Genomic DNA, 13,860 nt, shown 5'->3' with positions numbered 1-13,860 from the left:
CCCCCTTGGGGCCGGGAATTGGGAATCGGGAGTGGGGAATCGGAAAAGCCAGGTGAGCTCTCGGCTCGCGGAGACGCTCCTGCTCTTGCCATTCTCGATTCCCGATTCTCCATTCCCGCCCTTAGCCGCCGGCCTTCAAGGCCACGTAGCTGGTCGCCTTGCCGTCGGTCACCAGCAGCATGATCACGTCGCCCTTCTTGTAGCTGGATAGCGCGCGGTTGAGTTCGGCGACGCTGCCGACCTTGGTACGGCCGACGCGGGCGATGATCAGGCCCGGCGACAGCGGGGGCTGGGTGCTGCGTGCCGCCGCACCGGTGACCGCGGCAATGCGCACGCCCTCGCCCGCTTCCAGGCCCAAGCGGCTACGCTCGGAAGCGGTGAGATCGGCCACTTGCAGGCCGAGCAATTCCACGCTCGCCGGGGCGCCGGGCTTAGCCTCATCGGCGGCGGTGCGCGGCGCAGCGTTCTCGCCGCCGTCCTGCAGTGGGGCCAGCGTGACCGTCACCTTGCGCGGCTTGCCGTCGCGCAAGACATCCAGGGTCACCTTGGTGCCGGGCGCCATCAGCCCGATCATGGGCGGCAGATCGCTGGCGACATCGATCGGCTTGCCGTTGACCGCGCGGATCACGTCGCCCACTTCGACACCGGCCTTGGCTGCCGGGCTGCCGGCCGGAATATCGTTGACCAGGGCACCACGGCTATCCGGCAAGCCCAGGCCTTGCGCCTTGAGCGAGTCGATCGGACCGACCTGCACGCCCAGCATGCCGCGACTTACGTGGCCGGTGGCCTTGATCTGCTCTGCCGCGCTGAAGGCCAGGTCGATCGGAATGGCGAAACTGATGCCCATGTAACCGCCGGACGCGGAGAAGATCTGCGAATTGATGCCGACCACCTCGCCACGCGTATTGAGCAGCGGGCCACCGGAATTGCCCTGGTTGATCGCCACGTCGGTCTGGATGAAGGGCACGTAGCGCTGGTCGGCGTACGGATTGCTGCGCCCGGTGGCACTGACGATGCCGGCAGTGACCGAGTGGTCCAGGCCGAACGGCGAGCCGATCGCCACCACCCACTGCCCCGGCTTGAGCGTGTTGGAATCGCCCAGGCGCACGGTCGGAAGGCCCTTGGCCTCGATCTTCAGCAGCGCCACGTCGTATTGCTCATCGCTCCCCACCACCTTGGCCTTGAACTCGCGGCGGTCGGTGAGCTTGACGGTCACTTCGCTGGCGCCATCGACCACGTGGTGGTTGGTCAGGACGTAGCCGTCGGCCGAAATGATGAAGCCCGAGCCCATCGACTTGCCGGCGATGCCGCCGTCGTCATCGCCGCCGCCAGGCCCCTGCCGCGGCCCGCCCGGCATCTGGAAATCCGGCCCGAAGAAGCGGCGGAAGAATTCCGGCATCTGATCGTCATCAGGCATCGCACCGCCGCCACGGCCACCCGGGCCGCTGCGCTGCTGACGCGCCATGGCATCCTTGCGGGTGATGGTGGTTTCGATATTGACCACGCCCGGGCCGACCTGCTCGACCAGATTGGTGAAGTCCGGCAACCCCGCCACCAGCTGCGGCGCCGGCGTGGCACTGCGGTTGGCGGCGATCGGGGCGAGGTCCTTGGCAGCGGGTGCGGGCTGCTGCGCGCAGGCGGCCAACGGCAGGGTCATGGCGATCAGGCCGAACATCTGGGTGCGGATGCGATGGTTCATCAGGTTGCCTCCGATGGCAGGGCGACAGGGGCCAGACCCGCGTGGCGACACGGGCCCGGCACGATAACGGAAGGGAGATTGCCGAACGGGTGAAGGCCGGCGACAGGGTCAGTCCTGCGGGGCCTGCGCCGGTGCCGGCCGATTCGACGCCGGACTGGTCACTGCCTGTGGCGCGGGCTCGAACGGATAGAACGCCGTGCCGGGTCGGCTCTGGCGGAAACTGGCATTGAGCGAGCTTTCGCCAGCCCCGGACAAGGCCGCGCGCGGCCACGGACGTGCCTGCAGCGTGGTATCCGGATGCGTGAACGGGTTGGACGGCGTCGCCGCAACCGCAGATGCGGCCCCCGTGGAAGCCGGTGCTGCCGCAGCGACCATGCGGGTCGGCGCCTGTTGCTGACGCGCGGCGGCGTTGCGTGCGACTTGCTGATTGCGGGTTGCCGCGCCGCGGCGAGTAGAGGCCAGCGCAGCGGCAGGCACGGCAGCAGCAAGCGCGGCCACCTGATCCGGCGTCCCCGGCGCCGGTGCGGCCGGCGACTTGGGTGCCACAGGCACCTGCGGGGTCTGCGAGGCAGGCGGAAGCTGCGCAGTGCTGGCATAGACGGGGGTCTGAGCAGCGGGCGGGGCAGTGTCGGGCAGGCGCTCGCGTGCCAGGAACAAGGCAACCGCCGCGACCGAGGCGGCAATCGCTGCGCCACCGCCCCAGCGCCAACGAGCGCCCGGGCGGGCCGCAGGCTGGGCTTGCGGTGCCGGCTCGGCGGCAATGGCACTGCGCACACGCGCCGCGAAATCCAGCGGAGCGGGCGCACTGGCCGCACCGCGCAGCACATCGCCGCACAACTGCCAGCGCTCGTGGCAGCCGGCCAATTCTTCGTCGTGGGCCAGACGGCGCAACAGGAAGCGCGACTCGTCGGCGCTCAACTCGCCGTCGACCAGCGCGGACAGCTGCTGGCGATAGTGAAGTTCGAACTTGTCGGTGGTGGACATGGCAGGGTTCTGGTTCATACGCGGTGTCGCTCACGGGTAGCGCTTTCGGTCTCCAGCAGAGGCCGCAGCTCGATGTCGATGGCCTCGCGCGCCCGGAAGATGCGCGAGCGCACCGTTCCGATCGGGCAATCCATCTTTTGCGCGATTTCGTCGTAGCTCAGGCCCTCCACCTCGCGCAGGGTGATGGCCAACCGAAGTTCTTCCGGTAGCGCTTGGACCGCACGCATCACCGTTTGTTCCAGCTCCTGTCGCATCAATTCACGCTCCGGGGTATCGGTGTCGCGCAACCGGGTCGCTCCATCGAATTGTTCGGCATCGCTGATCTCGATGTCGTCGGTGGGCGGGCGGCGGTTGTGCGCAACCAGATGGTTCTTGGCAGTGTTGACGGCAATGCGGTGCAGCCAGGTATAGAACTGGGCGTCGCCACGAAAACTGTTGATGGCGCGATACGCGCGCACAAACGTGTCCTGGGCAACGTCCTGGCATTCGCTCCAGTCGGCGATGTAGCGCCCGATCAACGCAACGATCCGATGCTGGTATTTGCGCACCAGTACATCGAACGCCGCACCTTCGCCGCGCTGCACACGCCGGACCAGTTCCAGGTCCAGCTCCTGAGGTGTATCGACTTCGGCCATATCGGGCCGCACTCCTGTCAGCCCACCGAAGTCGGGCAATGAGACCGCCATTGAGAAGAAAAGTTCATACCGATCCGTACGACGTCACGCATCAGGGTAGCGGCAGCGATGCACCGCTGGCGACGCCGCGCGCAACGCGCAGATCTCCCCTGTCGACAGGTATGGGTATTTGACGTGAAGGAAACAACCTCTGGATGATAACGACCTTTCCTTCTATTGCCGGATGGCCAGACGCATGCTTCCAGGTTTCGACGGGCTCCGATTCAGCCATTGGCAGGCCGATCTGCGCGAGGACGGCGTGGTGGTGCTCAGCCTCGATCGGCAGGGCGCACCGGTCAATGCATTTTCGCAGGAGGTGCTGCTGGAGCTGGGCGCCGTGGTCGAGCGGCTGGCACTGGATCCGCCAAAGGGCGTGGTGCTGCGCTCCGGCAAGCCCAACGGCTTCATCGCCGGCGCCGATCTGAAGGAATTCCAGGAATTCGATCGCAAGGGCACGGTCAACGATGCGATCCATCGCGGGCAGCAGGTCTTCCAGAAGCTGGCCGAGCTGCCCTGCCCCACCGTCGCGGCGATTCATGGCTTCTGCATGGGCGGTGGCACCGAAATCGCGTTGGCGTGCCGCTACCGCGTGGCGTCCGATGACGGCAGCACCCGCATCGGGCTGCCGGAAACCAAGCTCGGCATCTTCCCCGGCTGGGGCGGCAGCGCCCGCTTGCCGCGCCTGATCGGTGCGCCGGCGGCGATGGACCTGATGCTCACCGGTCGCACGGTGTCGGCCAAGGCGGCGCGTGCGATGGGCCTGGTCGACAAGGTCGCCGCAGCTGCCGTGCTGGTGGATGTGGCAGCCAGCCTGGCGCTCGCCGGCACCACGCGTGCGTTCAAGCAGCGGGCCACTGCCTGGGCGACCAATACCCTGCTGGCACGCAAGATCCTGGCACCGCAGATGCGCAAGCAGGTGGCGCGCAAGGCGCGCAAGGAGCATTACCCGGCGCCCTACGCCTTGATCAACGTCTGGGAGCGGGCGGGCGGTAGCGGCATCCAGGCGCGTCTGGCGGCCGAGCGCAAGGCGGTGGTCAAACTTGCCAGCACGCCGACCGCACGCAACCTGATCCGGATTTTCTTCCTGACCGAGCGCCTGAAAGCGCTGGGCGGCAAGGACGCAGCCGGCGCGGCAGCAGCCCCGATTCGCCACGTGCATGTGATCGGCGCTGGCGTCATGGGCGGCGATATCGCGGCCTGGGCGGCGTACAAGGGCTTCGAAGTCACGTTGCAGGACCGCGAACAACGTTTTATCGATACGGCGCTGACGCGCGGCGGCGAGCTGTTCGCCAAGCGCGTCAAGGACGACGCCAAGCTGCCGGCAGTGGCGGCGCGTCTGCGCGGCGACCTGGCTGGCGCGGGCGTGACCCAGGCCGATCTGGTGATCGAGGCGATCATCGAAAACCCGCAGGCAAAGCGCGACCTGTATCAATCGATCGAGCCGCAACTCAAGCCGGATGCATTGCTGACGACCAATACTTCGTCGATTCCGCTGACCGAATTGCGTGACCACATCCAGCGCCCGGCGCAGTTCGCCGGCCTACACTACTTCAACCCGGTGGCAATGATGCCGCTGGTGGAAATCGTGCAGCACGACGGCCTGGATCCGGCCAACGTCGCGCGCCTGGCGGCGTTCTGCAAGGCCTTGGACAAGTTCCCGGTGCCGGTGGCCGGCACGCCGGGGTTCCTGGTCAACCGGGTGCTGTTCCCCTACCTGCTCGAGGCGGCCACCGCGTATGCCGAAGGCATTCCCGGCCCGGTACTGGACAAGGCTGCGGTGAAGTTCGGCATGCCGATGGGGCCGATCGAATTGATCGATACCGTGGGCCTGGATGTGGCGGCCGGTGTAGGCGCGGAGCTGGCACCATTTCTGCGTTTGCCCATCCCGGCGGCACTGGCGACCGTGGAAGCCGGCAAGCGCGGCAAGAAGGACGGCCAGGGCCTGTACAAGTGGGAGAACGGACGCGCCGTCAAACCCGAGGTTGCCAGCGGTTACACCGCGCCGGCGGATCTGGAAGATCGCTTGATCCTGCCGCTGCTCAACGAAGCGGTGGCATGCCTGCACGACGGCGTGGTGGCCGACGCTGACCTGCTGGACGCCGGGGTCATCTTCGGCACAGGGTTTGCGCCTTTCCGCGGCGGCCCGATCCAATACGTCCGCAGCGTCGGCGCAGACGCGCTGCTGGAGCGCCTGCAGGCGCTGCAGGCACGCTACGGCGAACGCTTCGCGCCGCGCCCGGGTTGGGGTTCGCCGTTGTTGCGGGAAGCGGCAGTGTAAGCCGCATACGCTCATCTTCGGCCTCAAGCAGGCACGGATCGCAACGGCAAACGATGCGTGGAAGGATGCATCGTTGCGCGGTCGCTGCGCTTGGCTCAGATACAAAAAAGAACGGCGAGCCGAGGCCCGCCGTTCTTTTTTCCCTCCCTGCAATGCGACTCAGAAACGCAGACCCACACTGGTGAAGAAATAGCGTCCAGCCTGGTCGTAACCACCCAACGAGTTGGCATTGAAGGTCAAGCTGCCGCCCACTAGCGGCGGCTCCTTGTCGGCGATGTTGTTGATACCCAGGGTCCAGGTGACGTAATCGCCCAGCTGCATCGACCCGGAGAGATCGAAGTAGTTGTACGCCGACACCTTGTTGTCCTGATTGACCAAGCGCACGTCGGTGGTACCGGCGGTGCCATCGGTGTTCCGGTAGTCCAGCTCACCGATGTAACGCCAGCGCAGGCCAACGGTGTAGCGATCGAAGCTGTAGCGCGTGCTCAGCACATGCCGCCATTCGGCACTGTTGCATGCCACGTTCACCACGCCAGCGCAGTCGTAGGTCACCTGCTGCACGCCCGGAACCGGCTCGTATTCCTGCTTGATGGCATAACTGCCCATCATCGAGGCAGTCAGGCGTCCCGGCCCGATGCTCCAGGCATAGGAGGCCGTCAGATCCACGCCCTGGAAGTGCAACGAACCGAAGTTGTCCTGGGAGTTGAAGATCAGGCCGGAGGTGTCCACATCGCTGCCGCGGAACAGGTCGCCGGTCGTGGCATTGCGGCGGATACGGCTACACAGGTCCGCATTACCGGTCACACCGCAGGCGGTCAGGATGTTGGAAGAACCTCGGTGATGTTCGGCGCACGGATGGCACGATTCCAGCCTGCACGCACATGGTACTTGCCATCCGCGAAGGTCGCTCCCAGGCCCGCCTTGTACGTACTCACGCCGCCGGAAATGTCGTAGTCCGAATAGCGATAGCCAAGCTGCATGTCCAGCTGATCCAGGCTGCCCGACTGCGCCAGCAACGGCACTGCGCCTTCTAGGAACAGCTCCTTGACGCTGATATCGCCGGAGACGTTCGAGGTCGGTCCGCCCAGGCCGGTGAAGTTGCCGGTCTGCATATTGCTGTCGGCAACACGCTTGAAGGTTTCGGTGCGGGTTTCCACGCCACCAACGACGCTGATCGGATGATCGCCAGCCCAAGGCAGGCTATAGCCGAAGTTACCGGTGACGTACGCATTGAATACACGCATCGAGGTTTCGTAGTTGACGACGCCGACGCCTTGCAATGCTTGCGCCTGTTCGGCGGTGACGCTGTCGTTCCAGACGCTGTACGGCACGCAGCCATCGAAGGATCCCGGCTGGCAGCCAAGCAATGCGTCGCGCACCCGGGTGGTCACGAAGTCGTTGATGTTTTCCGACTTGGTGGTACTGCGGTTGTAGGTAAACGAGGCGTCGTACGACCAGTTGTCGTTGATATCGCCCTGTGCGCCGGTCGTGATGCTGAAACTATTGGTATCCGACTCGGTGATGCGTGGGCCGCCCTCGACGTTGCGCTTGGCCACATACACGGTGAACTCGTCGTCGGTAATGCCGACATCGTTGCACAAGCTGCCGATCACCGAGGTCGCGCAGTTGACGTTGAGGTCGGTGAAGAACGCACCGGAGGGCGCGATCTGGGTCGAACTCTTGCGGTTGACGAACAACGTTTCGAGGTAGGGCTTGAAGTGTTCGTTGACCTCATACTTGATATTGGTACCGGCGGTGTAGCGCGTGTCCGGCCGCTGGTAATAATTCAGCGGTGCAAAGTTGTAGAGGTTCGGCGAAGCGACCTGCGACCAGGTTCCACTGGCAGAAGGCTGCACGTAGAACGCGCCGGCCGATGGCGCCACCACATAGAAATTTGCAGGATCAGCCGTTGCAGAGCCGCCGCAGGCAGTGCCGCGATTGCTCAATGCACATGCGGAGTAGTCGCGCTGTCCTTGCAGCAAGGGATCGTTCTCGCGCCAGGTGGCCCAGGCAGTTGCATGACCGGATTCGCCAAAGCTGCCACCGATCGCGAGGTCGACGTTGCGGGAGATGCCGTCCAAGCCGGAATTACCGGTGGGATAATCGTAGCCGGCCTCGTCCATCAGCCCACGCATCAACTTGTTACTGTTGTCGTGCTGATAGCCGTTGTAGCCCATATCCACGCTCACACCTTCAAATTCGTCATCCAGCACGAAATTGACCACACCGGCAACCGCGTCGGAGCCGTACACCGCAGAGGCGCCGCCGGTCAGGATGTCCACCCGGCGCACCAACGCTGCAGGAATGATGCTGATATCCGGACTTTCACCGATTCCCTTGGGAATGCGTCGGCCGTTGACAAGGGTCAGTGTGCGCTGCGCGCCCAGCCCGCGAAGGTCGACCGTTGCATAACCCTGGGACCCGTTGTTGGCGAAGTTATCGAACGAGGCAGCAAGTTGCGGGTACTGATTGATCAGATCTTCGACCTTGGTCGAGCCGGTGTACTGGAATTCTTCCTTGTTGATTTCTGCGACCGGACTGGAGGCAGTCATCGTCTGACTCTTGATACGCGTGCCGGTGACACTGATGGCGTCCAGGCTTTTAAGTTCCAGGGCGGGCTGTTCCTGCGCCATCACGGTGCCAGTCAATGCCAGCGCAGCTGCGCCGGCGGTGAGCGACATCTTGATGGCATCGCGCAGTTTGGTGGTCTTCAATCTCATCTCTCTCTCCGACGATCCGAACGGATAAGCGCAACACAAGGCAATACATCTGCATTGATGCAGAGGCATCACGGTTGCTGCGGCGTAGGCAAGGCATCGCGATGCGATGCTCACAGTGGCTAGCGGCAGGCGAAACGGCGCCCGAAAAAACGCTGCCGACCCGATGTTAAGACGATGTCGAAGATAATTAAACCCCCGTTCAGCATCGCTCCTGATTGGTGCAAGAAAGCCCCAAAAAAGTGCAGCGATCACACAATAAGTGCGTCTACGATCGCACCGGATGGGGTCGCTTGTGACGCGCCTATTCGGCTGAGCGTCATTGACCGATAGCGGCGTCCAGCCCGTTCAACTGCAGGAGCGATACACCTGCGTCCTGAAGCTGCTTCACTAGCGGCGCAAGCCCTGCCAGGTGTCGGCGGGAGCTGCGCACCGAACGTTGATGCACCTCCCCGCGCACTTGCGCTGCGCTCGCAGTAACGAACGCCACCGCGCCTAGCTCGGGCACTGTGTCGGTTGCGGCCAGCCCACAGTGGGCCAGCACGCGCGCGATCTGTTGTTCGGTCTCGCTGACCAGTGCTTCGTAATGCACATCCAGAATCCTGCCCGGCAGCACTGCGTGCCAGTGCTGCATGATTTGACGGTAGGCAAGGTAGTACTCGCCGATCTCGTCCAACGCGTAAGAAAACGGATAGGCGTTGTAAAACAAGGTCTTGTACATCGCGTAACAGGTATCGAGCGGATCGCGTGCAAGATGGATGATGTGCGCTTTCGGCAGCGCGGTCGCGATCAGGCCACAGTAGAGATAGTTGATCGGCATCTTGTCGATCGCCACCGGGTGGCCATGAACGACTTCGCGGGCGCCCCGCAGGTACTCCTGTCCGAGCGCAGCGAAATCGATTTTCAGCGATGCCTGCACCGCCGTCAGGCCTGGGTGGGCCGACACGACGCGGGCGGTCGCCTCGCCCAGAACCATGCCGAAATCCATTAGCTCTCCAGCCGAGCGCGCATCACCGTGCTGGATGAGCAGACGCTCCAGCAAGGTCGTCCCCGACCGTGGCAAGCCGACGATGAAAATGAGGCCTTCACCGCCATGACCGGGTTGCAGCGCGCGTAGCGCGGTCTCGTCGTAGCTCTTGCGCACCGCCGCGATCTGCGCGCATTCGGCAGCGACATCGTATTGCAAGGTCTGGCGCTTGCCTGTCGCAGCTGCGGTAAGAGTCTGGAACGCGTCTGCATGCAGCCCCAGATCTTCCTGTTCCTTGGCCAGCGCATACAGTGCCGCCGCCCTGGCAGAGGGCTCGGCAAGCGCCGTGTGTTGCAGCCGTTGCCGCAAATCGTCCAGATGATTGCGCTGCGCGGTCTGCCGGCGCAAGGTGGCGCGCAGATACAGCGCATCCCCCGCCCCTGGCGCCAATTGCAGCAAGCGCTGCAGGGTGGTTTCTGCGGCATCGAACTCACCACCAAAAAATTGCATGGTGGCCAGGTCGTACAACAGCGGTGGCGGTTCTCCCAACAGCCCAAGCGCCTGCTGGTAGGTGTCGCGGGCAGCACAGACATCGTGGCAGGCACTGTATAACGCACCAATCCGCCACAACGCCGTGCCATCGGTTTCAGCCAGGGCGTGCGCTTGTCGGGCGACCGACAACGCGTCATGCCGGCGTCGCAGCTGGACCAGCAGGCTGGCGTACTTGATCAACAGAGCAAGCGGTGCCGACGCGACCGCCGCTGCCCTCGCGATCCGTTCGCCTGCAGTGTGCGGGTCGCCGTGTGCCAGGTGGGCTTCGCTGGCCAATTCCAGCAAATGCGCCTGGTCCGGATACTCCAGACAGGCGCGTTCTGCCAGATGGATTGCCTCGCTGTAACGGCCCTGGCGCAGCCACTGGTACCCTTCCCGCAAGATGCTGCGCAGCTGTAACTCGGTCAATCCACTCTCCTCTCCATGCATTGCATCGGCCGCTCAATCGACGCGCCGGGCGCGCAACGCCACGCCCGCAGGCGTCACCAGCATGTAGCTGCCCATGGCCGCCTTGCGAATCACGACACGCTCGCCCTCGGCCAGATGACCGCGACTGCTCGCTTCTGTCAACGCCCAGCGCTGCTGTGTATCCAACGACACCAGGCGGGTGCCATCGGCTTGATAGGCCACGGCAAGCACGGTCGCGCTCACCTGGGACGGGGCGGACTGCGTGGTGGATGCTGCGGGCGCATGGGCCGCGTGATGCCCAAATTCGCGCATGCCTCTGTCGGCTTCCGCCGCCCGCACCGCCGCCGACGGGGGATAACTGGCGTCATAGCAGGCGAGGCGCGGCAGTGGATCGATCACCGAAGCGCATGCATGCGTCGCAGGCTCCTGCGCCGACACGCTGCCTGCGCAGCTCAGCAGGATCGGCACCCATTGCATCGGTCTGGCCATCTGTCGGTCTTCGGTCATCGCCTGCAGACGAGCATACAAGGCAAGTGGACGACGGTGGGATTGCCGCTTGTGCTTGCTGCCCGGCACCGATTGAACGGCATGTGCACCCCACCTAAGCTGCAATGGTCCAAATTGCTGCATCGCCAGCCGGAACCGCGCATTGAATACCTCTGATCAGCGGGCAGCGCACCTCCTGCAGCAAGGTCACCTGCAACAGGCGATTGCTGCGTATCAATCGATCGTGCGGGACCGCCCACACGCCGCCGATGCCTGGTACAACCTGGGGTACCTGTTCCGCCGCACCGGCGACATCCCTGCAGCATTGCAGGCGTATGCACAGGCGCTGGCATGCGGAGCGGCCGCACCGGAGCAGATCCACCTCAATCGCGCAGTACTGCTCAGCGAGCACCTCGATGACGCCGCCGCGGCGTTGCAAGAACTCGAATTGGCGCTACATTGCCGGCCGGCCTATCCTCCCGCGCTGTTGAATCTGGGCAATCTGCACGAGGAGCTGGGCGCACGTGCTCATGCCATTGCCGCCTATACGCAGCTTCTTGCCGTCGCCCCGGTCGATCCAGCGACGCGGGCACTGCAATTGCAGGCTGCTGCAAGGCTGCTGCATCTGGACCCACCCACCGCCGTCGACGACCCGCGCATGATTGGCCTGACCCAGGCGATCTCTGTGCAAGGACTGGAGCCGCCGCTTGTGGCGACCGTGCTGCATGCGTTGGCCCATGCCTACGACCGTCTTGGCCAGCATCGGCATGCATTCGATACGGCCACCGCTGCCAACCGGCACGCCTATGCGCAAGTACCCACATACGACCCGCAACGCACCCAGCGTCATTTCGACGCATTGATGGCCGCATTCGACCGCGTGGCTGTTGAATCTACGCTGCTGCCGCATGCAGGTGCACACGACGCAACGCCTGCGCTATTTATCTGTGGAATGTTTCGCTCCGGGTCTACGCTGATCGAGCATGCATTGTCGAGCCACTCACAAGTTGCTGCGGGCGGCGAGATGGATGCGCTACCCCGATTGGTCGCGCAAAGGCTATCTCCGTTTCCGCAAGCCGTCAGTACGCTCTCGCAACAGATGCTCGCGCAGCTCGCCCTCAGCTATCGGCGGCACCTCGATGCAGTCGTTCCCGACCAAGCGCAGCTGCGCTACATCACCGACAAGCGCCCGGACAATTTCCAGCTGATCGGCTTGATCAAACGCCTGTTCCCATCGGCACGGATCGTGCATACGCGCCGTCATCCGTTGGACAATGGGCTATCGATCTTTATGCAACAGCTCAATCCGCACGGATTCGGATACGCGGGCAAGCTGGAAGACATCGGGCATTTTTATGGCGCGTACCACCACTTGATGAACCACTGGATGTCGCTCTACCCGGACAGCATCCATACCTTCGACTACGATGCCTTTGTGGCCGCGCCCGGGCCGACCCTGCGCGCCTTGCTGGAATTCCTGCAACTGCCCTGGGAGCCGGCGTGCCTGGACTTCCACCTGGCGGAACGTGCGGTGCGAACCGCAAGCTACTGGCAAGTCCGCCGCCCCTTGCACGGCGAGGCTTCGGGACGCTGGAGATCGTATGCGACGCAGCTTGCTCCGCTGCGCATCGCTCTCGGCAAGGCCGGCGTCCCGCTCCCGGATTGATCAGCGAACAAGTAAACGCTCATCCGCCCCGGTGCGCTGCGATGGCAGCTTCCATGGCATTGACCATTGCCCGCTCCTCCTGAGTGAGCAGCGGATTCCAGACGTCGAAAATCAGGACTGCCCGGACCTGCGCGCTGTCGTTGCGTGCCTCGTGCTCGATCGAATCGTCGAACACAAGCACTTTCCCGGCTTCCCAGCGTCGCCAGTCATACCCTACCCGAAAGCTGCAGTGCTCCGGCACGATCAGCGGTAGATGCGCCACCAACCGGGCGTTGGTTTCGCCATGGTGCGGAGGAATGGTGGTGTGCGGCGCCAGCACGGAAAACATGGCATTCGGACAGACGCCATCGATCTGCGCCGCATCCACCAGCGATAAAGCGTACGCGGTCGCCGGGCAACGTTGCAGATGCGCTTCCACTGGCTGGCCGTGTGCCCAGAGCGGGTAGGAACTCCATGCCGGCGAATGATTGAGGTCTTTCCATTGATTGACCGGCTGGTCGGGCGCGTAGGCGATGTAAGGAGCAAATCCGCGCGTGTTCTCATCCATCACGGCACGCAGTTCATGCGTGATCGCATCGGTATGACGCTGCAGCTCGTCGATCCAGGGAAATGCGGCTTCCGCGTGAAATGGCAAGGCCGGCAGGCGCGGAATATGCAGGCGATTGGATTGGGAATGAAATGGCCTGGTGCGACCACACGCGATCGCCGCAGCTTCGTCCCAGCGGCCGTGCAGGGCCGCGTCTACTGACGTACGCGGAATCTCCAATGCGGCCCGCAACCTGGCTTCCAATTCCAGCGTGTCCTGCTCGACCGCCTGTTGCGCGTGCAGCAGTTTGCGGCGCAACACCGCTGGCCATTGAGGCTCCGGCGGCGCGACGGCGAGCGCATCGCGATAGACCCCGGCTGCCGCGTGCGGCCGCCCGCGCGTTTCCAGGAATGCGGCTTTGGCCAGCAAGCCCGGCAAAAAATACGCATCCAGCGCCAACGCTGCGATGATGGCTTGCCACTGGCCGTCGAGATCGCCTTGCGCCTGCTTCACCACGGCGATGGTCAATACGATCATCGGATCGCCTGGATTGCTTGATCGCGCTGCCATCAAATACTCCAGCGCTGCAACCGCATCGCCACGTTGATGGGCATGGACGCCTAGGCTGTACAAGGCGTGCGGATGCGCGGGTGCCAACTGGTGGACCTGTCCCCACAGCCGTTCGGCTTGCTGCCATTGACCGGCCGATGCAGCCGTACTGGCCTGCGCAATCAGTGCGGCGATCTGCTCGTTGACCTGCTCGACCTGTCCCCCCATGCCACGTGTCGCCCGTCAGCCATTCCCGTCCGGATCATACGGCCTGGATGACCGGGCGACAGCAAGCCCGCGGCGCACCGATGACGGCATCGCGCCGCGACCCTTGGCGAAGGTGCATCGTTACCG

General features: G+C 64.1%; 8 protein-coding genes and 1 pseudogene. 2 read left to right on the top strand and 7 right to left on the bottom strand.

Annotated elements, in window-relative coordinates; translation table 11 throughout:
- Window positions 1-121: 121 nt before the first annotated feature.
- From FLG15_RS06445 to rpoE, 3 genes are all read right to left on the bottom strand, one after another.
- Window positions 122-1,699: a DegQ family serine endoprotease gene (locus FLG15_RS06445; RefSeq protein ID WP_057677983.1), complete on the bottom strand. Its 1,578-nt coding sequence runs from the start codon at window positions 1,697-1,699 to the stop codon at window positions 122-124.
- A gap of 108 nt (window positions 1,700-1,807) precedes the next feature.
- Entirely contained in the window at window positions 1,808-2,701 is an 894-nt protein-coding gene (locus FLG15_RS06440) for a sigma-E factor negative regulatory protein (protein WP_057677982.1), read from the bottom strand.
- Entirely contained in the window at window positions 2,698-3,318 is a 621-nt protein-coding gene (gene rpoE, locus FLG15_RS06435) for an RNA polymerase sigma factor RpoE (RefSeq protein ID WP_017155600.1), read from the bottom strand. Before rpoE ends, FLG15_RS06440 begins: the two co-directional genes overlap by 4 nt.
- Window positions 3,319-3,553: 235 nt before the next feature.
- On the opposite strand from rpoE, the gene FLG15_RS06430 reads away from it, so the two are divergent.
- The gene (locus tag FLG15_RS06430) at window positions 3,554-5,635 is read left to right on the top strand and encodes a 3-hydroxyacyl-CoA dehydrogenase NAD-binding domain-containing protein (protein WP_057677981.1); all 2,082 of its coding nucleotides are present in this window, start codon (window positions 3,554-3,556) and stop codon (window positions 5,633-5,635) included.
- Window positions 5,636-5,794: 159 nt separating this feature from the next.
- On the opposite strand, the pseudogene FLG15_RS06425 reads toward FLG15_RS06430, so the two are convergent.
- From FLG15_RS06425 to FLG15_RS06415, 3 genes and pseudogenes are all read right to left on the bottom strand, one after another.
- A pseudogene (locus FLG15_RS06425) lies at window positions 5,795-8,355 on the bottom strand (TonB-dependent receptor domain-containing protein).
- Window positions 8,356-8,671: 316 nt separating this feature from the next.
- The gene (locus tag FLG15_RS06420; RefSeq protein WP_057677979.1) at window positions 8,672-10,279 is read right to left on the bottom strand and encodes a tetratricopeptide repeat-containing sulfotransferase family protein; all 1,608 of its coding nucleotides are present in this window, start codon (window positions 10,277-10,279) and stop codon (window positions 8,672-8,674) included.
- Window positions 10,280-10,312: 33 nt separating this feature from the next.
- Window positions 10,313-10,786, bottom strand: a complete 474-nt coding sequence (locus FLG15_RS06415) for a hypothetical protein (protein WP_057677978.1) — start codon at window positions 10,784-10,786, stop codon at window positions 10,313-10,315.
- Between the two features lie 142 nt (window positions 10,787-10,928).
- On the opposite strand from FLG15_RS06415, the gene FLG15_RS06410 reads away from it, so the two are divergent.
- A complete protein-coding gene (locus FLG15_RS06410) occupies window positions 10,929-12,431 on the top strand; it encodes a sulfotransferase (protein ID WP_057677977.1) in 1,503 nt (500 codons plus the stop codon).
- A gap of 19 nt (window positions 12,432-12,450) precedes the next feature.
- On the opposite strand, the gene FLG15_RS06405 is transcribed toward FLG15_RS06410, so the two are convergent.
- Window positions 12,451-13,734: an aspartyl/asparaginyl beta-hydroxylase domain-containing protein gene (locus tag FLG15_RS06405; RefSeq protein ID WP_057677976.1), complete on the bottom strand. Its 1,284-nt coding sequence runs from the start codon at window positions 13,732-13,734 to the stop codon at window positions 12,451-12,453.
- Window positions 13,735-13,860: the final 126 nt, after the last annotated feature.

The sequence above is a fragment of the Xanthomonas phaseoli pv. dieffenbachiae genome (assembly GCF_008639345.1).
Classification (GTDB): domain Bacteria; phylum Pseudomonadota; class Gammaproteobacteria; order Xanthomonadales; family Xanthomonadaceae; genus Xanthomonas; species Xanthomonas phaseoli.
Note: the sequence above shows the minus strand (reverse complement) of the source record. Positions and strands in the feature narration are given on the sequence as shown.

Coding starts and splice junctions, on each gene's coding strand:
- FLG15_RS06440 (WP_057677982.1), bottom strand. CDS start 2,701: ATGAACCAGAACCCTGCCATGTCCACCACCGACAAGTTCGAACTTCAC.
- FLG15_RS06430 (WP_057677981.1), top strand. CDS start 3,554: ATGCTTCCAGGTTTCGACGGGCTCCGATTCAGCCATTGGCAGGCCGAT.
- FLG15_RS06445 (WP_057677983.1), bottom strand. CDS start 1,699: ATGAACCATCGCATCCGCACCCAGATGTTCGGCCTGATCGCCATGACC.
- rpoE (WP_017155600.1), bottom strand. CDS start 3,318: ATGGCCGAAGTCGATACACCTCAGGAGCTGGACCTGGAACTGGTCCGG.
- FLG15_RS06415 (WP_057677978.1), bottom strand. CDS start 10,786: ATGACCGAAGACCGACAGATGGCCAGACCGATGCAATGGGTGCCGATC.
- FLG15_RS06405 (WP_057677976.1), bottom strand. CDS start 13,734: ATGGGGGGACAGGTCGAGCAGGTCAACGAGCAGATCGCCGCACTGATT.